Origin of the sequence: Clostridium sp. SGI.024 (genome assembly GCF_050315195.1) — a bacterium.
Lineage (GTDB): Bacteria > Bacillota > Clostridia > Clostridiales > Clostridiaceae > Clostridium.
This window is the reverse complement of record NZ_JBNPON010000007.1, coordinates 60,376-82,765: the sequence shown is the minus strand read 5'-3', so window position 1 is coordinate 82,765 and position 22,390 is coordinate 60,376. Positions and strand designations below refer to the sequence as shown.

Below are 22,390 nucleotides of genomic sequence, written 5' to 3'. Positions count from 1 at the left end.
TTTACACCTCATATACTTTTAGTTGATTTTTACTCCCCATACTAATTCAGATATTATTGTTAATTTTTTATCATGACTTTGCATATTTTTCCCTTACTTTATATTCTAACAAAAAAAATTCTGAAATTACTAATTTTCAGAATTTTCTCTATTATTTATTTTATTGGTCTATATTTATTTATAATTTTCTCTGCAACTTTAATTCCATCAACAGCTGCTGATATTATCCCTCCAGCAAATCCAGCTCCTTCACCTGCAGGAAATAATCCTTGTATAGATATACTCTGTAAGTTTTCATCCCTATTTATTCTAACTGGTGCTGAAGTTCTAGTTTCTATGCCTGTTAAAATTGAGTCATAATCTCCATATCCCTTAATTTTCTTATCAAAGTCTACAACTGCTTCTTTTAAAGCTTCTATTACATATGGTGGAAGACATTTTCTTAAATCTTCAAAAACATATCCTGCTGTATAACTTGGCGTAACACTTCCAAGTTTTGTACTAATTCTATCTTCCATAAAATCCCCTAACAATTGTACTGGTGCTTTATAGTTTCCTCCACCTAGCTTATATGCTAAACTTTCATAATGTCTTTGGAATTCCATTCCTCTTAAAGGAGATGTTCCTTCAAAATCTTCTGGTGATACTGTAACTACTAAAGCTGAATTAGCGTTATCTAAATCTCTAGCATGATAACTCATTCCATTTGATACTAATCTTTCATTTTCTGAAGCAGCAGCTACTACAACTCCCCCAGGACACATACAGAATGAATATACTGCTCTTTTTAATTTTTCACTTTGATATGTTAATCTATATTCAGCAGCCTTAAGCTTTGGATTCTTATACATTTCTCCATATTGACTTTTATTTATTACCTCTTGTGGATGTTCTATTCTTACTCCTATAGCAAATGCCTTAGGTTCCATAAATACTCCAACTTTATCTAACATCTCATATGTATCTCTTGAACTATGTCCTATAGCTAAAATTAAATTTTCACAAGGCATTTCATTTCCATTTGCTATAATAGATTTTATTTTCCCATCTTCTACTATTATTTCTTCTAATTTAGTAGAAAATAAAACTTCTCCTCCTAAAGATTTAATTTTTTCTCTTATATTTTTTACTACTCCCTTTAAAAGATCAGTTCCTACATGTGGTTTTGCAATATAAGTTATTTCTTCTGGGGCTCCTGCTTTAACTAATTCCCTTAATACATAATCACATCTATTATCTTTTATCCTAGTAGTTAACTTACCATCAGAAAAAGCTCCAGCTCCACCTTCACCAAATTGAACATTTGATTCTGTATTTAACTTTCCTGTTTTCCAAAAGTTATCAACAGTCTCTGTTCTTCTATCCACATCTTCTCCACGCTCTATAACTATTGGTTTATATCCCTTTTCTGCTAATAAAAGAGCTGCAAATATTCCTGCTGGCCCAAATCCAACAACTATCGGTCTAGTTTTAAGGACTTTTTCTCCAAATTCAATTTCAGCATTGTATTTTGGAACTTCTAATTTTACATCTTTATCTTTAAGCTTCTTAATTAACCTTTCTTCATTAACATACTCAACCTCTACACAATATACGTATTTAATATCATTTTTCTTTCTAGCATCTAAGCTTTCTTTTATTATCTTATAATTTTTTATTTCTTCCTTAGGAATTCTTAATTTCTTTGAAATCTTATTAATTAATAAACTTTTATCTTCATCTATACTTAAGGCTATATTGTTTATTCTTATTGCCATTTTATCTTCTCCTCTCTAAGTATTACATTACTTATAAAGATATTTTATTATTATACAATTTCTTATTTTAACATACATTCACAAAAAAAAATATGCCATATATTACTCTCACAATTATTTAAAATAAAAATTTCCTAACTAAACTTAATACTAAAATTTAGTTAGGAATTTTATAATTATAATTATAATTATATTTTTAATTTCCAGTGCTACTTTCATTACTTTGAGAACTTTGAGCTATTTCTTTGGATACAGTAAGTGTTACACTTTCTGTTGATTCTATTGAGAAACTTCCATTTAAATTATTTAATGTAACTTTTGGAATTACATTAAATGTTCCTTCAGCTTTATAAGTACTTATATCTACATTTGCTACTATATTATCTTCTGTTACATTTTCTATTTCGTCTTGATATCCCTTTATAGTTACTTTAATATTTTCCTTATTAGGAATTACATTTATTTCCTCCGTAGCTCCTGTTATATTTAACTTAATAGAAAAGTCTTTTGTTACCATAGAAACAACATTAACTCTTGCTGTTAATAGTTCTTCTCCTTGAGCAACATTTATTCCCTCTGGTAATATTAAGTTAAGATTAATATCTTCATTTCCTGTTATAGTTGATAAATCTATTGGATTAGTTGATACTTCATTTATTGTATCTAAAATCTCCTTAGGTCCTAAAATCTCAACTGTTTTTCTACTGCTATCTATGGATTTAAGTTTAAGCCCACTTGGTAGCTGTCCAGTAGTTGGTATCTTTACATTAACTGATTTTCCTTTACTAACCTTTATTGCTATCCTAGCAGTTTTACTAGAAAGATTAACTCCAAGTACTTCTATTCCCTTTTCATCAACTGCCTTAATATCATAGTCTCCAACAATATCTTCATGAACATCTTCTTTATTATCTGTTACCACTAGCTTTGAAACACTATTAACAACAGATTCTGCTCCAGATACATTAACTTCCACAGGATCTATAACTGGTGTTGAAGCAAAGTATCCTACCTTAGGTGTAATGTTAATATTGGATGTAACAGGCATAGTTTTTTCAACCATATCTTCAATTTTTATAGAAATACTTAAAGTGTTTGTATTTCTAATACTAATAGTAATAGGATAATCTACTATTGATACTGGCACTTTATTTTCTCCCTTTTTCCAAGCATATTCACTTAAATCTACTTGAAGCTTAAAATCGCTTTTCTTTATTTTATTAATATCATTTGTATTACCCTCTATTTTCAAAGTAACATAAAATTCCTGATTTGGTGTCAAAGCTAATTTAGATGAGCTTAAAGCATCTAAATTCAATAATTCAACTGGTATTTTAGTTATTTCAGTGGTTCTTATTTTATTTTCAACATTAGTAACATAAACCCACAATCCTATTGATAATAAAAGGCATATAATAGGTACTACGAATTTATTTTTTTCCTTCTTATCCATGCCTTCACCTTCTCCCCAACTGATTTAACTCTTTTCTTTTCGCTATGCTCTAGCATCTTAAGTAAAATAATTCTTAGTTTTTCTTTATCATAATTTCTTGTTAATCTACCATTAATAGCTAAAGATATAATTCCTGTTTCTTCTGATACTATTATAACTATTGAGTCAGAGATTTCTGATAACCCTATTCCAGCTCTATGCCTTGTTCCAAGTTTTTTGTTTATTGTATTATTATTGGTTAAAGGTAAGACACAACCTGAAGATAATATTCTATCATCTCTTATTATAGTTGCTCCATCATGTAATGGTGTATTAACTACAAAGATATTTTCAAGTAAATTAGATGTAACCTTAGCATCTAAAATGGTACCTGTATTTGATATATCTCCCAGTCTAGTTAGTTGTTCAACTACAATTAAGGCTCCTGTTTTGCTTTCAGATAAATTTTCTACTGCATTAACTATCTCATTAACAGTTATATTTCTCGTTTCTTCATCTTGCATTTTATGAAGTTCTTCAAAGGCACTTCTTCCTATGTGTTCTAAGCCTCTTCTTATTTCAGGTTGAAATATAATAACTACTGATAATAAACCTATAGTAAGAGTCTTATTTAAAATAAAGTTAAGCATTTCTAACTTTAATAAGTAACTTATGGGTATAAGTATAATCATTAAAATAATACCTTTTAAAAGTTGTTCCGCTCTAGTTTCTTTAATTAATGAATACCCCTTATAAAAGATATATGCAACTACTATAATATCTAAAATTGATGATACTGATATATTTTTCAGCGTATTATCTAAAAATGTAATGATTTCTTGCATCAAAGGGTCCCCTCCAACTTTTTATATAATATAATTATACACCAATTAATAAAATCTTAGTATAATACTTAGTTTTTTTAAGATATTTAATAATATTTTAATATTTTCTATAATATAAATTTATGTAAATAGAGATGTGAGGTGTTAAGCTTATGAATAAAAATCCATTAACATATTTTAAGGAACATAAAAATATTTTAATAATTTCTTTTACATTATTTTTTATAATATCAGCTTCTATATTTTTTATTAACTATAACTCAAAAGAAAATAAAATAAAAAGATATCTAAAAAACTCTTCTAAAGAATTAAATGAAATTAATTTAACTCTTTCTCATGGAATAAAGAATCTTACTATAGATACCTCTATTTCCAAAGACATATTATCTTCAGGAATTGAAAATTTAAATAAGGTTCTTAAGTCTATTTCTGAAGTAGAAGAAGTTTCTAAAGATATATCTCTAACTAAATTTAATTTAACTACTGCTATAAACTCTACAATTTCATTATTTGATTTCAGCCTTTCAACATTATCTAATCCAGAGAATATAAGAAGTATTGATGACTTAAATAAATTTAATACATTAAAAGAAGATTGCTTAGTTAGTTATTCTAATTTGAGACCTAACAAAATATATGTTGATTTTTCTCAGGAAACTATGAAGTATTTTAATAATTTTAGTAGTTATATAAACACTTTAATTAAAATTAATAGAGATTCTGAGTTTAAGAATACCCAAACAAGAGATTTTATAAATACACTTCAAGGATATAAAAATGATATTTCTTACCTAAATGAAGATTTATCTATAGCGATAAATAAAGTTAGAGAAGATAAACGAGATTTAAAAGTAATTATAGATGACATATATAAAAAAGAAGATATCTATAATAACTTGAAAGAAAGCATTAACTTTATCTCTATTCCTGAAGGTTGCATGGATATTTATGAATCTTTTAATGAGTATTTAAATTCCTATTCTGCTTACCTATTGTCTATTAAAGAAGCTGTTATATATGAAAAGACAGCAAAAAATATAAAAGAAGTATCCAATGAAATTGAAAGTAAATATAAAAATTCTAATTCTAAAAGAACTGACGCTTTATCTGCTTATAGTGTATATGAAAATAAATTAATAAAATTTTAGTATTAAATTATTTCTTTTGGTTATAATAATTTTTGGATTATTGATTATCCAAAAGGAGGTTATTTATGAAATATTTAAGAAAAACATCTATTTTATTAATAGCTCTTTTATTTTCAGCGAACATCAAAGTATTAGCTTATTGCAATACTACAGAAATGAGGAAGAATAACTTAAATGAAGAATTAAATCTAACATTAATAAATAAACCTAAGGAAGGAGCTATTCAAGTTTTTAGCCACAATGACAAATTAATTTATTTAACAAAAGAAGATTTAGACTTAATGGCAAAAATAGTCTATGCTGAAAGTAAAGGTGAGCCTTATGAAGGTAAAATCGCAGTTGCGTCGGTTATTTTAAATAGAGTATTGAGTTCTGGTTTTCCTAATAGCATTAAAGAAGTTGTACTTCAACCTCAAGCATTTTCTTGTGTAGTAAATGGTGAAATTAATGTTACTCCAACTGAAGAATGCTATAATGCTGTTTATGATGCTATTGAAGGAAATGACCCAACTAATGAAGCTTTATTTTTCTACAATCCTGCTATAGCTACTTGTTCGTGGATGAAGGGTGTTGAAAAAAAAGATTCTAAAACTATTGGGCAACATTTGTTTTTTAATACAAATTACTAAATAAATTAAATGAGCTGTCACATTGGCAGCTCATTCCTTGTTTAATCTTCAAAAATTTACGCTTCAAAAGTTCCTTTTATAATAGCTTCTCCATTCTTAACCATTATTTTTCCCATAGCTATAACAGTATCTATTTCTAAAGTATCTTCATTTACTAATACTAAGTCAGCATCTTTTCCACATTCTATAGATCCTTTATTATATAATTTTAGTACCTTAGAAACATTTGAAGTTATAACTTTAAGAGCATCTTCTATTGGTATTTTATAAGTTTTTATACACTCTTTTACTTCTTCATAAAGGCTTGAAACAGAACAAATTCCTATTTTTATTAACTTTCCCTTATCATCAAATATTGGCATACTCCCATTTCCATCTGATGAAAAAGTAACATTTTTAACATTAGAGTTATTTCTTATTAAAATACTTAGGGCTTCACTTGCTCTTAGTTCTCCAGGTGCTAATTGATCTACTGGAGTGCTTGTAGTGAAATCTATATATCCACCTTTATTAATATATTCTTCACCAGATTTGAATAAATCTCCATTTCTATTTATATGGGTTGGTAGAATTTGTGTTATAGGAAGTTCTGTTTCATCAGCTAATCTAAATAAATATCCTAATTTCCTTGTTCCATCTCCTAAATGAATATTTGCTATACCTGATTTTCCAGATAATAAGCCTCCAACTCTAGATTGTGCTATTGCTTGAATTAATTCATCATATGTGGCTTGAGAACTTCTAGTGTCTGATATAGCTATTTCTCCAATTCCTATTATCTTATCTATTAGCATAATATCTTTTTTAATAGATCCAGTTAGTGTCTTCACAGGAATATCATAAGAGCCTGTATAACAATAAGTTGTTATACCTTCTTCTTCTAAAGCTTTAGCTTTTGCTAACAGACTTGCCATATCTCTGCAAACACCATCTGTTCCTATACATCCAACAACAGTTGTGATACCTGCCATTGTTAAATCAGTTAGCATTATTTCTGGAGTTCGCATTTTAAATCCACCTTCTCCACCTGCACCATTTATATGTACGTGATTATCTATAAATCCTGGGAAAAGTAATTTATTTTTACCATCTATAACTTCTATATCTATAAAATTTTCTGGAATATCTAAATTATCATATATTCCTTCAATCTTATTTGATGATATTACTAAATCTTTTTCTCCTAAATATTCTGGAGCATATACTTTTATATTTTTTATTACTTTTATCATTTAGTCCTCCTATAATTTCATTATTTCTTTCACATAATTATTATTATATATAGAGTTCGGATAATTTATTATAATTTTATTAGCATATTCCTTGCTTTTATTTATATTAATATCTTTATATAGTAAAGCTGCCCTATAGTAGGCTTCTTGAATATAGCTACCTTCATTGTAATTTAATATGTATTTATCATAGTTTTCAGTAGCTTTAGTTTTACTTCCATTAGCTTCATATGATGAAGCTAAGAGGAAAATAATATCATCATCTAGATGATTAATATTTGATTTATTTAATGTTTTCTCTAGTAAAACTTTTGCCGTTACTGAAAACTTATATAAAATTTAAATATAAAATACTAATCCAATTATTGCTGAAATAACTATAACTAAAATTGGATGAATTTTTTTACTTAATAATACTACTCCTATTATCGAAGCTATTATTAAACTCTTTAAATCCACATAGGATTCCTTTGCTAAATCTATGAATGCCTTAATTATTAAAGCTATTAATACTGGTCTCATACCAAGCAATGCTGCTTTTATTACTGAAGACTCTTTAAATTTTTCTAACATTTTACTTATTATTGAAACTAAAATAAAGGAGGTAAAAACAACTCCTAAGGTGGCCATTATACTACCTAATACGCCTGAAACATCATATCCAACAAAGGTCGCAGAGTTTATAGCAATAGGTCCTGGAGTCATTTGAGATATACCAATAATGTCCATAAACTCATTTACATCAATCCAATTATTTTTATTCACTATTTCTCTTTGAATAAATGGTAACATGGCATAACCACCACCAAAACTAAAGGTTCCTATTTTAAGAAAGGCTACAAATAGTCTTATTAACAAATCCAACTATTTCACCTTCTTTCTTAAGAATATTACTCCATATATTGCAGATATTATTATTACTATAATTGGATGAACGTCGAAGAATACTAATGCTATTAATGCAATAATAATAGTTAATCCGGTCCTTATATTTTTTTCTAACCCCTTACTTAAACTTATAGCTCCAACTAATACTAGTAATGGAACTGCTGCATTTATTCCCATAAAGGCTGCATTAACATAATAATTATCCCTAAATTGCATAAAGAAGGCTGCTATTAATAAAATTATTGAAAATGAAGGTAAAATTACTGCTAGAAGTGCCATAACTGCACCTATTAATCCTGATATCTTATATCCTAAAAATATTGAACAATTTATAGCTAAGGCTCCAGGTAGGCTTTGAGAAACTACTAATATATCCATAAATTCATCTTTTTCTATCCATTTTTTATTATTAACTACTTCTTCCTCTATTAGAGGAATCATAGCGTAGCCTCCGCCAAAGGTAAAGGCACCTATTTTAAAAAATGCAATAAACATTTCTATTATTTTTTTCACTACTTCACCACCTAATTTAATATAATTATATACTTTTTTGCTCAAAAATAAAAAGCCGCATTTATAGTATGCGACTTTTCATAAATTTAATTATTCTTGTTCTAATATTATTTTCTTAGCTGTTAATATTGATGTAGCACTCATTGAGAATTCATCTAAACCATATTCAACTAATGTTGGAATTGCAGTTTCGTCTCCTGCCATTTCTCCACACATTCCAACCCACTTTCCATGCTTGTGAGCTCCATCTATAGTCATTTTTATTAGTCTTAATACAGCTGGGTGCATTGGATTGTAAAGGTATGATACCTTTTCACTCATTCTGTCTGCAGCTAATGTATATTGAATTAAGTCGTTAGTTCCTATTGAGAAGAAATCTACGTGCTTAGCTAATTCATCTGCATAAACAGCTGCTGCAGGTATTTCTACCATTATACCCCATTGAATCTTTTCTGAGTATTCTTTTCCTTCTGCCTTTAATTCAGCCTTACATTCATCAACAAATTCTTTAGCAGCTTGGAACTCTTCTAAGCCTGAAATCATTGGGAACATAACTGCTAAGTTTCCATATACAGAAGCTCTAAGTAATGCTCTTATTTGAACCTTGAATATATCTTTTCTATCTAAACATAATCTAATTGCTCTATAACCTAAGAACGGATTCATTTCTTGTGGTAATGGTAAGTATGGAAGTGTCTTATCTCCACCGATATCTAGTGTTCTTATTACAACTTGCTTTCCATCCATTATTTCAAGAACCTTCTTGTAAGCTTCGAATTGCTCTTCTTCTGTTGGAGCTGAATCTCTATCCATGTATAAGAATTCAGTTCTAAATAATCCAACACCGTCTCCACCATTAGCAACTACTGCTTCAGCATCTGCAGGTGATCCGATATTTCCACAAACTTCAACTCTTCTTCCTGATTTAGTAACTGTTTTAACACTTATTAATTTCTTTAATTCTTCTTGTTCTGCTAAGAATTTATCTCTCTTTGCAGTATATTCATCTATAACTGATTGTTCTGGATTTATTATACATATACCTTCGATACCATCAACTATAACCATATCTCCGTTTTTAACTGAAGTAGTAATATCCTTTAATCCAACTATTGCAGGAATTTCTAATGTTCTAGCCATAATAGCTGAGTGAGAAGTTCTTCCTCCAATGTCAGTTAAGAAACCAACTACCTTACTTCTATCTAATTGAGCTGTATCTGATGGAGTTAAATCATGAGCTACAACTACTGTATTAGCTTCAGTTATTGCAAAAGCATCTCCACCTTTTCCTGCTAGATTAGAGATTATTCTCTTAGAAACATCCTTTATATCAGCAGCTCTTTCTTTCATATATTCATCTTCCATTGAATCGAAAATCATTACAAATGTATTGGTAACATTTTCAACTGCTTTCATAGAATTTACTTGACTTGCTTCAATTTCTGCTAACATTCCGCCTGTAAATTCTGGATCATCTAATAAAGTTAGGTGCGCTTCAAAAACTTGAGCCTCATGTTCTCCTATTTCCTTTAAAGCTTTATCTCTTATTGCAGTTAATTGAACTTTCGCTTGCTCTAAAGCTTTTTTTAGAACTTCTTTTTCAGCTTCTACATCTGAAACTTTTGCATCTGTTATTACTATTTCTTCGTGTAATTGTAAAAATACTTTTCCTATTGCATATCCCTTAGACGCAGCTATACCTTTTTTCATTCTTGAGATTCCTCCTTAAATAATAGCTATAAATTCAAATATTATATTTAATTTATAGATTGTACTAATCTATTTATTTAATTAATTACAACTATAATGTATTATAACATATTTTTGATTTATGTTAATAAAAATACACACAATTTTTATTATTTTCTATCTTTAATTCATTTAATTTATATATTTTATTTAAATATTTTTTATATAAATATATTTCTAAAAAAACTCTTTTTACATTTATTTCAATTTTATATATAACAAAAAGAGGCTATCTCTTTATATAAATAAACTTTGAAAAGCCCCCTTTTTTTATTATTTCTAATTATATTTTTGCTTAAAGTTTAATTTTAATTAATTAAATCTATAAAAATCCCCATTATTCTTATAAGTCATCTATTAAAGCTCCAGCTTTTGCATAAGCTGTTGATTTTGCTTCAAAGAAATCAGTTTTTACAGAATTAGCATCTGCTAATATATCTACCCAAGCTGCTGGATTGGTTATATGGTCTTCATATATTTCCTTTAATCCAATTGCTCTCATTCTTATATTTCCTAAATATTTTATATAATCTGTTATTAAATTCTTATTTATTCCTTGAATGCTATCTCCAATAACATAATGTCCCCATGAAATCTCATGCTCTACTGCTATCTTCATCATTTCTTTTAATTCTTCTTTTAATTCTTCTGTAAATATTTCTGGTTCTTCTAGTTGAAGTTCTTTTATTATGTTTCTAAATAACCATAAATGAGTGTTTTCATCTCTATTTATATATCTTATTTCTTGAGCTGATCCCGGCATTTTTCCATTTCTTTCAAGATTATAGAAAAACATAAATCCTGAATAGAAGTAAATTCCTTCTAATATATAGTTTGCCATTAATGTTTTAACTAAGTTTCTTTCTGTAGGATTATTTAAAAAGTTATTATAAAGTTCTCCTATAAACTTATTTCTATCTAATAGAATTTTATCGTCCTTCCACTGATATAGTATTTCATTTCTCTTTTCAGGTGAACAAATAGTGTCTAGCATATAGCTATAACTTTGGGAGTGAAGAGCTTCTTGGAATGCTTGAATTGTTAAACATAGATTTACTTCACTAGCTGTTATATAACTATTTATATTTGATAAATTTGCTGTTTGTATTGAGTCTAAGAATATTAAGAACGAAAGAATTTTATCATAAGCTGTTCTTTCTTCCTTTGTAAGTTTATTATAATCTTTTAAATCCTGAGATAGATTTATTTCTTCTGGAATCCAGAAGTTATTCATTGCTTGCCTATACCACTCTGAAACCCATTTATATTTCATATTATTAAAGTCATTTAAATTAGTTGTATTTCCATTTATCACTCTCTTTTTTGATGTCTCTATATCACCGAATTCATTAAAAAGAGGTTTCTTATTAACAAACATACTCTTCCTCCAAAATGTTTTATTCTCTAATTAATTATGCTGAACAACTTTCACAATCACTGACAGTTAATGATTTTGATCTTACGTAATAAATTGATTTTACTCCTACTTTGCAAGCTTCTATATATAAATTCATAATTTGTCTCATAGTATAATTGGTAGTTATATATAAATTAAAGGACTGACCTTGATCTATATGTCTTTGTCTTATTCCATTAATTTGAACACACCACTTTTGATCTATATTATAAGCAGAATTATAGTACCAATAATTTTCTTCATTTAGATTTGGTGCTGTTTTTGGTATTATACTTCCCTTTTTTTCTTCAAGCCAGAATCTAGCCATTACTGGGTCTATTCCTTCTGAGGTTCCTGCAATAGTTGCTGTTGAACCATTTGGAGCTACTGCTATTAAGTATCCATTTCTAAGACCATACTTTGATACTTCTTCTCTAAGTTCATTCCATCTTTCTGATTTATAACCTCTAAGATTAAAATACTCTCCAGTTTGCCAATCTGAACCTTCAAAACAAGAATATCTTCCTTTTTCTTTAGCAATGGTCATACTAGCCTTTATAGCATGATAATTTATTCTTTCATATACATCATCTGCAAATTCTTTATGTTCATCAGCTGTCCAATGAATTAAATTATTAGCCAGCATATGATGATATCCACTTGTTCCAAGTCCTATTGCTCTATACTTTTTATTAGTGACTTCTGCAAAAGGAACTGAATAATAATTTAAGTCTATTACATTATCCATAGCTCTTATTTGAGTTTCTACAACATATCCAAGTTCTTCATCATCTTTCACTTCTACATTTCCTAAAACTACTGAAGATAAGTTACAAACTACGAAATCCCCAGCCTTAGTTTTCTCTATTATAATTTTATCTCCGTTTTCATCTATAATTTCTGAACTTTGTATATCCATAGGGCTCATATTTTGCATAATTTCAGTACATAGATTTGATGAATAAATCATTCCCATATGTTTATTAGGATTCATCTTATTTACTGTATCTCTATAAAAGGCAAATGGCGTTCCCGTTTCTGCTGCACTTTTTATTATTAATCTTACTATATCCTTAACGCTCATAACTCTTTTGCTTATATTTTCATCTTCAACACATTCATAATATTTTTTCTCCCACTCTTCTCCATAAAAATCTTCTAAAGAATATCCTTTAGCTAATCTAATTTCGTGTGGGCACATCATATACCAATTAGCATCTATATCTGTTTCTGCTAATTTCCAGAACAAATCTGGATAACAAAGACCTGGGAAAATATCATGTGCTTTCTTTCTATCATCACCATTATTTGTTCTTAATTGTAAAAATTCTGGTAAATCTTTATGCCATGCATCTAACCATATAGCAACTGACCCATTTCTTACTCCTAATTGGTCAACTGCAATTGCAGTATCATTGAATAATTTAATCCAAGGAATTACTCCACCTGAAGCTCCTTTAAAACCTCTTATAGGTGATTCTAAGGCTCTAACCTTTCCTATGTATATTCCCATTCCACCACCAAACTTTGATACTTCTGCAAAGTTATCTAGTGATTTATATATTCCCTTTAAACTATCCTCTACTGTATCTATAAAACAAGAACTTAATTGATAAAATGGCTTTCTTGCATTTGACATAGTTGGTGTGGCCATAGTAGCCTTTAATGAACTTAAGACATCATAAAATCTTTTAGCCCAAGCTACCCTATTTTCTTTTTTCTCTGGTATAGCAAGATGCATAGCTATTCCCATAAACATTTGTTGTGGTAATTCTAATTTACTTCTATCATAATCTTGAATTAAATATCTTTTTGCTAAAAGATTAATACCACTGTAAGTAAATAGAAAATCTCTTTCTGGTTTAATTTCCTTTTCTAATTCTAAAATATCATCTTTAGTATAGTTTTCTAATATATACTTCCCATACAAACCCTTATTAGTTAACTTCTCAATAAAATCATATAAATTACTATATAGCTCAACATCTTTACTTAGGTTTCTATTCTTTCTTACCTCATCATATAGTTTATATACATAAAGCTTTTCTGAAATTTTTTGCCAATCCGGTTCTATATCCGTAGTTAATTCTAATGATACTTGTATAATAGAATCTCTTATTTCATCTTCACTCATGTTAGGTCTTATTATATGATTTAAAGCTCCTAAAAGCTTTTCTTCTGTATATATTCCATCCATTTTATTTATCCCGATTAAAGCATCACTGCAAATATTTAATAAATCCATGACTTTCCCCTTCCACTATATATAGTATATATTTAAAAACTGTTTAGATAAATATACAACATATAGATACATTATAGTTATCTTTTATATAGTTGTAAAAGTTCAGATTCTAATGATAAAATAGAAAAAGGAGATATCTCTTTTAATATCTCCCTTTTTCAGCAACTGTCAAATAATATTAATTATTTTTAAAAACTTAAGTTTTTAAAATAATTGTTACTTAAATACTTCATTCCATTCTTCTTCTTTAAAACCTACTAACACTTTATCATCTTTAACAACTATTGGTCTTTTAACTAACATACCATTAGTAGCTAATGTATCTAAAAGCTCATCTTCAGGTAAAGTCTTAACTTTATCTTTTAATTGCATTTCTCTATAAAGAACACCAGATGTATTAAAAAACTTATTTATTTTTAATCCACTTTTCTTAAACCAATCTTTTAATTCATCTTTTGTAGGATTTTCTTCTGCTATATGCCTATCTATAAATTCAATATTATTTTCTTCTAAATACTTTTTAGCTCTTCTACATGTAGTACATTTTGGATACTCTACAAATAAAACTGCCATACTATCACTCCTTAATTATTAATATTAATTTCTTATATTATAGCATAATATTACTTGGGTATAGTAAGGTATATTTTAAACATATCGCCTTCTACTTCGATTTTTATAGTTCCATTATGAAGCTCTACAATACTCTTTGTAATTGCAAGTCCCATTCCTGAACCCTCTATTGAAGAATTTCTAGACTTATCTGCTCTTGTAAATCTTTCAAAAATATCTTCTGTATTAAAATCTAATTCATAGTTAGAAATATTCTTAAAGGAAATTTCTACAGAATTTTCCTTAGAAACAATATCTACATATACTCTAGTATCACTTAATGAATATTTTAAAGCATTAACTATTAAGTTTTCAAATACTCTAGACATTAACTTACCATCTAAATCTAATATAATCTCTTCTTCATTTGAATTAACTTTAAATTCTATATTCTTTTCTTCATAAAGATTTGAGTATTCACCAATGCCTTGATAAACTAATGATACTATATCTAAAGATCGTTTTTCTATTTTCATCTTTCCACTATTTAATTTTGAAGCTTCAAATAAATCATCAATTAGACTTTTCAATCTTTTGGAACTTCTATCTAATATCATTAAATAGTCTTTTCTTTCTTCTTCTGTTATATTAGATTCATTTAATATATTTACATAATTAATAATTGAGGTTAATGGAGTTTTTAGATCATGTGAAACGTTAGATATTAACTCTGTTTTTAGCTTTTCATTTCTAACTTGCTCATTTAAAGCTATTTTATATCCCTCTTTTATTTTGTTTATATTTTCAACTAATTCTCTTATTTCTCTTTCACCAGTATTACCAAGAGTATACTCTAAATCTCCAGAATTTATTTTCTTTAACCCATCATTAATAATAGTGATATCTAAACTCTTTTTTAAAGAATATAAAACGCATACTAACGGAATTAATACTAATATTAACGTACCCTTAAATGGATATTTTGTTAAAAATGTTACAAGTAAGTTTTGGCTTCTTATACCCGCAATTAAATAAAGATAAACTAAAATTACCCCAATAGCTCCACCAAAGGATATTAATATCTTATTTCTTGTAACCCTATATCTATATCCGTACTTTAATACAAAAATTAATCTTTTTAACACCATTATCTCTAAATGAATATTATTTCTGTTAAATATTAAGTTAAATATTACCTTTATTAATAGAATTATAGTGAGAATAGTTGCAACTATCATTATTTTGGCTGTTAAAGCCTCAGTCCTTATAATATAATCATAGGAATCAGGATTACTATAATATATCTCTATATATTTATCTATATACTTTAAGTTTGTTTTATCTGTCATATTCATTACATAGTAATTATACTTATCTTTATTGTCTAATCTAACAGATGATAATCCCCATTCTTTCAAATATGTATTTATTGTATCCTCTAATAATGGAGCATTGTTATCGTCTTGGTTTACAGAATTAAATAAGTTTAAATCATTTGTTGTAAACTCACCAGTTTCTTTGTTAATTAAAACATAAAATATATTATCATTATAATAAGGATCTCCTGATAAATGCTCATTTTCATATTTTATTGCACTTATATCCTCTAAATCCCTTGAATTTGCATATATATATTTTGAAATTCCTCTACTTTCATAATATATAATTGACTGAATATATTTATCTTTATTAAATAGGGCATCAAAAGTATTTGTATTTAACTTTTCTGCTGAATCACTAAAGGCTTGGTAATATCCTGTAATTAGTAATACTATTGTTATTCCAAGAATTAAAAGTTCTACTCCCCATACACCAGTTATATAGTGCTTAATTTTCTCTTTCAATTTTATATCCAACTCCCCACACTACTTTTATATATTCCGGGTCCTTTGTATTTAATTCTATTTTCTCTCTTATTCTTCTTATATGAACAGTTACAGTATTTTCACTTCTATAAAATGGTTCTTCCCATACTTTTTCATATATTTCTTTAATTGAAAAAACTTCACCTAAATTTGAAGCTAAAAGTTGAAGTATTTTAAATTCAGTTGCTGTAACTTTTACTTCTTCTCCTCTTAAGTAAATTGTCTTTTCTTTATTATTGATTACTAAATCTTTAACTTCTATTATATCAGGACTTTCACCTTCTAATTCTAATGGCTTTTGATATCTTCTTAGCTGTGATTTAACTCTTGCAACTAGTTCTAAATGATTAAATGGTTTTGCTATGTAGTCATCTGCACCAACATTAAGACCTAATATCTTATCACTATCTTCCCCTTTAGCTGATAACATAATTATTGGCAAGTTTCTTTTTTCTCTAATTTTTAAACAAGTCTTTATTCCATCCATTTTTGGCATCATTATATCAAGTACAATTAAATGTATTTTTTCTCTATCGAGGATTTCTAAGCCTTCTACACCATCTTGTGCTTTAAAAACCTTCATTCCTTCTCCTCTTAAATATATGTCAATGGCATCTCTAATTTCTTTTTCGTCATCTACTACTAATACATTAAACATGTTATAAAACACCCCTTGATTTTTTCTATCTTATAATTATAATATCTTATATTCTTACATTTTACTAATTATAAAAATTACATTTTTATTAAAATGGTAAAATAAATTATATTAACATATTGAGTTATTTAATATATAATCAGTTTGTGTATATTACTTATAATTTTAAGGAGTTTCAAATGTTTCGTAGTATTTCAATTAATAAACACATGATTTTAGACTTTATTCTTATTTTTATGGGATGTATTATAGCTTCTCTTGGAGTTAACTTATTCTTAGTTAACGCTCAATTGCTAAGTGGAGGTGCAACTGGTGTAGCACTAATTCTTGAATACTTATATAATATACCTTCTGGTATAACTGTATTTTTTATTAACATACCATTATTCTTTCTTAGCTATAAAACTTTAAATAAAAAGTTCACTTTATATTCTGCTGTTGGTATGGTATCTTTATCAATTTCTTTAATGATAACTAAGCCATTATCACATTTAGTAAAAGTAGATGATTTATTGCTTTATTGTATTTATGGTGGTGTTTTATGTGGACTAGGATACGGTCTTGTATTCTCTAGAAATGGTTCAACAGGTGGAACAGATATAATTACAATGGTGCTTAGAAAAAAATATTCTAATTTTGAGATTGGTAAACTTAGCTTTGGGATTAATTGCGTTATAGTCTTTATAGGTGCCCTGATATTTGGACTTCCTAAAGCCTTATATACTTTAATTTCCATGTTTGTGCAAGGAACTTTAGTTGATAGAGTTATTAATGGTTTTAATAGTAAAAAACTTTTATTAATATTAACTGAAAAAGAAGAAGATATAATTCAATATGTTATTAAAGATATGAATAGAGGTGTCACTTCTCTTATTGCAGAAGGCGAGTATACTCATGAATTGAAAAAAATGCTATACATAGCGGTTACTTCTTCTCAAATGGTTCATTTAAAAAGTAAAATCTTAAGAATAGACCCTAAAGCATTTATAACTATAATAGATGTTTCAGAAGTCAATGGAAAAGGCTTCTACAAAATTTAACTATATAACTAAACTAGAGATATATTATGCTCAGCTCGACCTCGCTTCGCTCCAAGTCGACTTTCGCATTAATATATCTCTAGTTTTTATTATGATATTTAAATTTAGATTCTTAATGACTAAAGGAAATAATTCTTCATGCTTCAGAATTATGAAATATAATGCCTATATATTAGTTTGTAGGTTACTTTAGTCAAAGTCGACTTACACATTGCTTTCTAGGTAAATTTTTTACAAGTCGCTTTCATACCTTAATTTTTTCATTTTTTCATTTCTATTTCATTCTTTAATTACTGTCTTAAGGTATTGATCTTGGCCCTGCTTATATAGGTTATTTCCTTCTGTATCTATAATTACTATTAATGGCATATCTTTAATCTCCATTTTTCTTATTGCCTCAGCACCTAAATCCTCATAAGCTATTATTTCTGATTTAGTTATACTCTTTGATATTAGAGCTGCTGCTCCTCCAATTGCCCCTAAGTAAATAGCTTTATTTTTTATTATAGAATCTATAACTTCTTGGTTTCTTGCTCCTTTTCCTATCATTCCTTTTAAACCTAAGTCTAAAAGCCTTGGGGAATAAGAATCCATTCTGTAACTTGTAGTTGGTCCTGCTGATCCTATTACTTGCCCTTCTTTTGCTGGAGATGGCCCTACATAATATATTGTTTCATTGTTAATATTTATAGGTAAATCTAAATTTTTATCTAATAGTTCTATTAATCTTTTATGTGCAGCATCTCTAGCTGTATATATAGTACCTGATAATAATATTCTATCTCCTGCTCTTAAATTCTTTATCTTTTCATAAGTTAATGGTGTTCTTATACTAACTTCCATAAATTCTATCTCCTTATAAAATTACTTCTTTATGTCTAGTGGCGTGACAACTAATATTAACTGCAACTGGTAACCCTGCAATATGTGTAGGAAATGTTTCTATATTAACTCCAAGAGCTGTAGTCTTTCCACCAAAGCCTTGTGGCCCAATTCCAAGCTCATTCATCTTTATTAATAACTCATCTTCTAAATCAGCATAAAATTCATTTTTATTCCTACTATCTATTGGTCTTATTAAGGCCTTCTTAGATAAATATGCTGCCTTCTCGAAAGTTCCACCTATTCCTACACCAACTATCATTGGTGGACATGGATTAGGTCCTGCTTCTTTTACTACTTTTATAATAAAATCCTTTACGCCTTCTATTCCATCTGAAGGTTTAAGCATTTTTATTTGGCTCATATTTTCAGACCCAAAGCCTTTTGGTGCTACTGTTATTTTTAGTTTCTCCCCTGGTACTATATCATAATAAATTATTGCTGGTGTATTATCCTTTGTATTCACCCTATTAATAGGGTCTTTAACAACTGATTTTCTTAAATACCCCTTATCATAGCCTCTTCTTACACCTTCATTGATAGCATCTTCAAGATTACCTCCTATAACATGTACATCTTGTCCTATTTCAATAAATACACATGCCATTCCTGTATCTTGACAAATTGGCATTTTCTCTCTTCTTGCTATCTCTGCATTCATTATTATTTTATCTAATATATCTTCTGCTAGATTCCAAGTTTCTTGTGTTTTTGATTTATCTAATGAATCAATAACATCCTTTGATAAATTATAATTAGCATCAATACATAAATTTTGAACAGCTTCTTGTATTTTATTAATATGTATTTCTCTCATTCTCATCTTCCTTTTCATATATAATCATAAATATTTTATCATATTTAAACATTATATTATAAAAAAAATAATATTTTAGCATATAAAATAGAATAAGGAGATATGTAGCTATTGTGAAAGCTCTATATTTCCTTATTAATTTAAACTTTTATGAAATATTCACTTTTGACAGTATTTTTTGCTATATTTCCTCGGAAATTTTTTAGTTCTTATTTATTTCTTCAAAATATCTTTCTATTCCCAAAGAAATTCCTTCAACCAAAGCATTTTGATGCTCTTCTGTTTGTAACTTTTTTTCTTCTTCACCATTTGATAAAAAACCACATTCTACTAAAACGGAAGCTCCCTTATAATCATCTCTTAATATTAGATAAGAATCTCCTGCAGGCTTTGACACCCTTTTATTATTATCCTTTACACTTTCCTTTACAGACTCTTGAATACTATTTGCTAACTTTTTACTTATTTCATTAGACCCATGCCACACTTGCGCACCATAACATTTCTCTTGTGGAAACATATTTTGATGAATAGATATAAAAGCATCACAATTTATCTCTTTCTTCATATCTCTTCTCTTTTTTAAATCTTCTCTTTTCTTCTCTCTTATAGTGGAACCATTATTTCCAAGAGCTTCATCATTTTCTCTTGTTAAATAAACCTTATATCCCTTGGATTCTAAAGCTTCCTTAAGCTTTAATGATATTTCTAAATTTATGTCTTTTTCTATAACACCACTTTTTGATTTAGCTCCTCCATCGAATCCTCCATGTCCTGGATCAATTAATATAATTTTTTCTTGTTCTATAGCTAATACCTTTATAGAAGTAAAAACAACAGTAAATAATATTATTAATATAGAAGCTAATTTTAATTTCTTCATTTGTTTTCCTCCATATTTTATTTGTTATAAAAATATTATGTCCATTGTTTGATTTTTTACTTATAACTACAAAATATTATTACTATATCTTAATAAAATTAAAAGATACTATTTAATTATAAAATAATATTATAATTAAATAATATCTTTTTATAGTTTTAATTATTCTCTATAACACTTTCAGCTATATTCATGGAGTGGTCACTAATTCGTTCTAAATTACTTACTAAATCTAAAAAGATTGTACCTGCATATGCATTACAAATCCCATCATAAAGTCTTTTTACATGAAGATCTCTATATTTTTTTTGTAACCTATCTACTTCTGATTCTATTTCACTAACGCTTTTTGCTTTATTTACATCATTATGTGCATAACTATCAATAGCTGCTTGTAGAGACTCTGCTGTCTTTTCATACATTCTTTTTATTTGTTCCATAGCTTGATTGCTATACTCTAGCTTTTTATTTATCTTTTGTAGTGTTAATTCAGCTATATTTTCAGCGTGGTCTCCTATTCTTTCAATATCATTAATTACATGAAAAGTAGCTGCAACTATCTTTGATTCTTTATCAGATAGTTCACGTTTAGATAGTTTAACTAAATAAGTTGTAATGGCTTCATTTAGTGAATTGATTATTGCTTCATTATCATAAACTTTTTGAATTAATTTCTCATCATTCTTTTCAAATGCTTCTATAGCTAAAGTTAAACCTTTCTTAGCTTTATTTGCCATTCTTAAAGTTTCCTTAGCTACTTGACCTGCTGCAATTACTGGTGTTTCCAATAACCTATCGTCTATGTACTTAGGTCCTTGTTTTTCATCTTCATCATCTCCAGGAATAATTAAATTAACAGCTTTAATTAATATACCTGTAAGTGGTAACATAACTGCAGTATTTACTAAATTAAATACCGTATGTGCATTAGCAATTTGCCTACTTACATCATTAGGACTAATAATAGTAACTGCCTCACCTAAAATTCCACTTATTAATACTGGAATAAACAATATTGTCCCACCTAAATTGAAAATTAAATGAAGTATTGCTGCTTTATGTGCCGTTTTACTTGTTCCTACAGATGCTAACATAGCTGTTATACATGTTCCGATATTGCAACCAAATACTATTGGTAAGGCTGCTCTAATATCTATTGCACCTGCCGTTGCTAGAGCTACTAATATACCTGTTGTAGCAGAAGAGCTTTGAAGTACTGCTGTTATTATTGCTCCTGCAATTATTCCTAAATACCACTGTCCTCCTACTGTACTTATTATTTCTTTAAATAAAGGTAATTCTGTTAATGGCTTCATTGCTCCGCTCATTTGACCCATACCAACAAATAATATACCAAATCCCAAAATAATATTACCAATATCTCTTTTTTGCTTTTTCTTAGCAAACATAATTATTGCTGCTCCTACAAATACAAATAAAGGAGCTATATCATCTAATTTAAAGGCAACAAGTTGTGCTGTAATTGTAGTACCTATATTTGCTCCCATAATTATTCCAGCTGCTTGAGCTAAATTCATAAGTCCAGCATTAACAAATCCTACTACCATTACTGTTGTAGCACTACTACTTTGAATTACTGCTGTAACAATTGCTCCAACAAATACTGCAACTATTGGATTTTTTGTAACTTTTTCAAGAATTGACTTCAATCCATCCCCAGCGGCATTTTCAAGACCATCGCCCATAATTTTCATTCCGTAAATAAATAGCCCTAGACCACCAAGTAACTTAATAATTATCATTAATGAATCCAAAATTATTCTCCTTTTCAACATAATTATAACAAATTTAGTTTACCTTATTTTTATACATTTGTTAAGTAAATACGTATATTTTTA

General features: G+C 28.0%; 20 protein-coding genes. 3 read left to right on the top strand and 17 right to left on the bottom strand.

Features of this window, described 5'->3' with window-relative positions:
- Positions 1-155: 155 nt before the first annotated feature.
- The 3 genes from ACQRD5_RS04185 to cdaA form a co-directional block, all read right to left on the bottom strand.
- Complete coding sequence (locus tag ACQRD5_RS04185; protein WP_291625307.1) at positions 156-1,757, bottom strand: NAD(P)/FAD-dependent oxidoreductase; 1,602 nt, start codon at positions 1,755-1,757, stop codon at positions 156-158.
- A gap of 196 nt (positions 1,758-1,953) precedes the next feature.
- Complete coding sequence (locus tag ACQRD5_RS04180) at positions 1,954-3,210, bottom strand: CdaR family protein (RefSeq protein ID WP_320900751.1); 1,257 nt, start codon at positions 3,208-3,210, stop codon at positions 1,954-1,956.
- On the bottom strand, positions 3,180-4,034 hold the full coding sequence (cdaA, locus tag ACQRD5_RS04175) for a diadenylate cyclase CdaA (protein WP_291625311.1): 855 nt from the start codon (positions 4,032-4,034) through the stop codon (positions 3,180-3,182). The genes ACQRD5_RS04180 and cdaA overlap by 31 nt, the downstream gene beginning before the upstream one ends.
- Before the next feature lie 152 nt (positions 4,035-4,186).
- Between cdaA and ACQRD5_RS04170 the strand changes: the two genes are divergently transcribed.
- Together ACQRD5_RS04170 and ACQRD5_RS04165 are read left to right on the top strand one after the other, a co-directional pair.
- Entirely contained in the window at positions 4,187-5,182 is a 996-nt protein-coding gene (locus tag ACQRD5_RS04170; RefSeq protein WP_320900749.1) for a hypothetical protein, read from the top strand.
- 65 nt (positions 5,183-5,247) lie between these two features.
- Entirely contained in the window at positions 5,248-5,811 is a 564-nt protein-coding gene (locus ACQRD5_RS04165; RefSeq protein ID WP_291625315.1) for a cell wall hydrolase, read from the top strand.
- Positions 5,812-5,867: 56 nt separating this feature from the next.
- Here ACQRD5_RS04165 and iadA read toward each other — a convergent pair whose 3' ends face one another.
- The 10 genes from iadA to ACQRD5_RS04115 all read right to left on the bottom strand — a co-directional run bounded on the left by iadA (position 5,868) and on the right by ACQRD5_RS04115 (position 16,909).
- Entirely contained in the window at positions 5,868-7,043 is a 1,176-nt protein-coding gene (gene iadA, locus ACQRD5_RS04160) for a beta-aspartyl-peptidase (RefSeq protein WP_427746513.1), read from the bottom strand.
- A 9-nt stretch (positions 7,044-7,052) separates the two neighbouring features.
- A complete protein-coding gene (locus ACQRD5_RS04155; protein ID WP_369293037.1) occupies positions 7,053-7,196 on the bottom strand; it encodes a hypothetical protein in 144 nt (47 codons plus the stop codon).
- A gap of 186 nt (positions 7,197-7,382) precedes the next feature.
- Entirely contained in the window at positions 7,383-7,907 is a 525-nt protein-coding gene (locus tag ACQRD5_RS04150) for a chromate transporter (protein ID WP_291625319.1), read from the bottom strand.
- Positions 7,908-8,444, bottom strand: a complete 537-nt coding sequence (locus tag ACQRD5_RS04145) for a chromate transporter (RefSeq protein ID WP_291625321.1) — start codon at positions 8,442-8,444, stop codon at positions 7,908-7,910. It lies immediately after the preceding gene.
- A gap of 90 nt (positions 8,445-8,534) precedes the next feature.
- A complete protein-coding gene (gene ptsP, locus ACQRD5_RS04140) occupies positions 8,535-10,154 on the bottom strand; it encodes a phosphoenolpyruvate--protein phosphotransferase (protein WP_291625323.1) in 1,620 nt (539 codons plus the stop codon).
- Positions 10,155-10,536: 382 nt separating this feature from the next.
- Positions 10,537-11,571, bottom strand: a complete 1,035-nt coding sequence (locus tag ACQRD5_RS04135) for a ribonucleotide-diphosphate reductase subunit beta (RefSeq protein WP_291625324.1) — start codon at positions 11,569-11,571, stop codon at positions 10,537-10,539.
- Between the two features lie 34 nt (positions 11,572-11,605).
- A complete protein-coding gene (locus ACQRD5_RS04130; RefSeq protein ID WP_291625325.1) occupies positions 11,606-13,834 on the bottom strand; it encodes a ribonucleoside-diphosphate reductase subunit alpha in 2,229 nt (742 codons plus the stop codon).
- Between the two features lie 216 nt (positions 13,835-14,050).
- A complete protein-coding gene (locus tag ACQRD5_RS04125; protein ID WP_427746512.1) occupies positions 14,051-14,407 on the bottom strand; it encodes an arsenate reductase family protein in 357 nt (118 codons plus the stop codon).
- A 50-nt stretch (positions 14,408-14,457) separates the two neighbouring features.
- Positions 14,458-16,230, bottom strand: coding sequence for a sensor histidine kinase (locus tag ACQRD5_RS04120; protein ID WP_291625327.1), 1,773 nt, complete (start codon positions 16,228-16,230; stop codon positions 14,458-14,460).
- The gene (locus tag ACQRD5_RS04115) at positions 16,214-16,909 is read right to left on the bottom strand and encodes a response regulator transcription factor (RefSeq protein WP_294363999.1); all 696 of its coding nucleotides are present in this window, start codon (positions 16,907-16,909) and stop codon (positions 16,214-16,216) included. The genes ACQRD5_RS04120 and ACQRD5_RS04115 overlap by 17 nt, the downstream gene beginning before the upstream one ends.
- A gap of 179 nt (positions 16,910-17,088) precedes the next feature.
- Here ACQRD5_RS04115 and ACQRD5_RS04110 point away from each other — a divergent pair, with 179 nt between their 5' ends.
- Positions 17,089-17,949 carry a YitT family protein gene (locus tag ACQRD5_RS04110; RefSeq protein ID WP_291625330.1) on the top strand — a complete coding sequence of 287 codons (861 nt, stop codon included), beginning with the start codon at positions 17,089-17,091 and terminating at the stop codon, positions 17,947-17,949.
- Between the two features lie 279 nt (positions 17,950-18,228).
- Here the strand turns inward: ACQRD5_RS04110 and ACQRD5_RS04105 are convergent, their stop codons facing one another.
- The 4 genes from ACQRD5_RS04105 to ACQRD5_RS04090 all read right to left on the bottom strand — a co-directional run bounded on the left by ACQRD5_RS04105 (position 18,229) and on the right by ACQRD5_RS04090 (position 22,306).
- Positions 18,229-18,792 (bottom strand): Fe-S-containing hydro-lyase, encoded by a 564-nt coding sequence (locus ACQRD5_RS04105; protein ID WP_294166880.1) that lies wholly within the window; start codon positions 18,790-18,792, stop codon positions 18,229-18,231.
- A gap of 13 nt (positions 18,793-18,805) precedes the next feature.
- Positions 18,806-19,648: a fumarate hydratase gene (locus ACQRD5_RS04100; protein WP_291625334.1), complete on the bottom strand. Its 843-nt coding sequence runs from the start codon at positions 19,646-19,648 to the stop codon at positions 18,806-18,808.
- 202 nt (positions 19,649-19,850) lie between these two features.
- A complete protein-coding gene (gene cwlD / locus ACQRD5_RS04095; RefSeq protein WP_291625336.1) occupies positions 19,851-20,531 on the bottom strand; it encodes an N-acetylmuramoyl-L-alanine amidase CwlD in 681 nt (226 codons plus the stop codon).
- Positions 20,532-20,689: 158 nt separating this feature from the next.
- Positions 20,690-22,306: a Na/Pi cotransporter family protein gene (locus ACQRD5_RS04090; RefSeq protein WP_291625338.1), complete on the bottom strand. Its 1,617-nt coding sequence runs from the start codon at positions 22,304-22,306 to the stop codon at positions 20,690-20,692.
- Positions 22,307-22,390 lie beyond the last annotated feature (84 nt).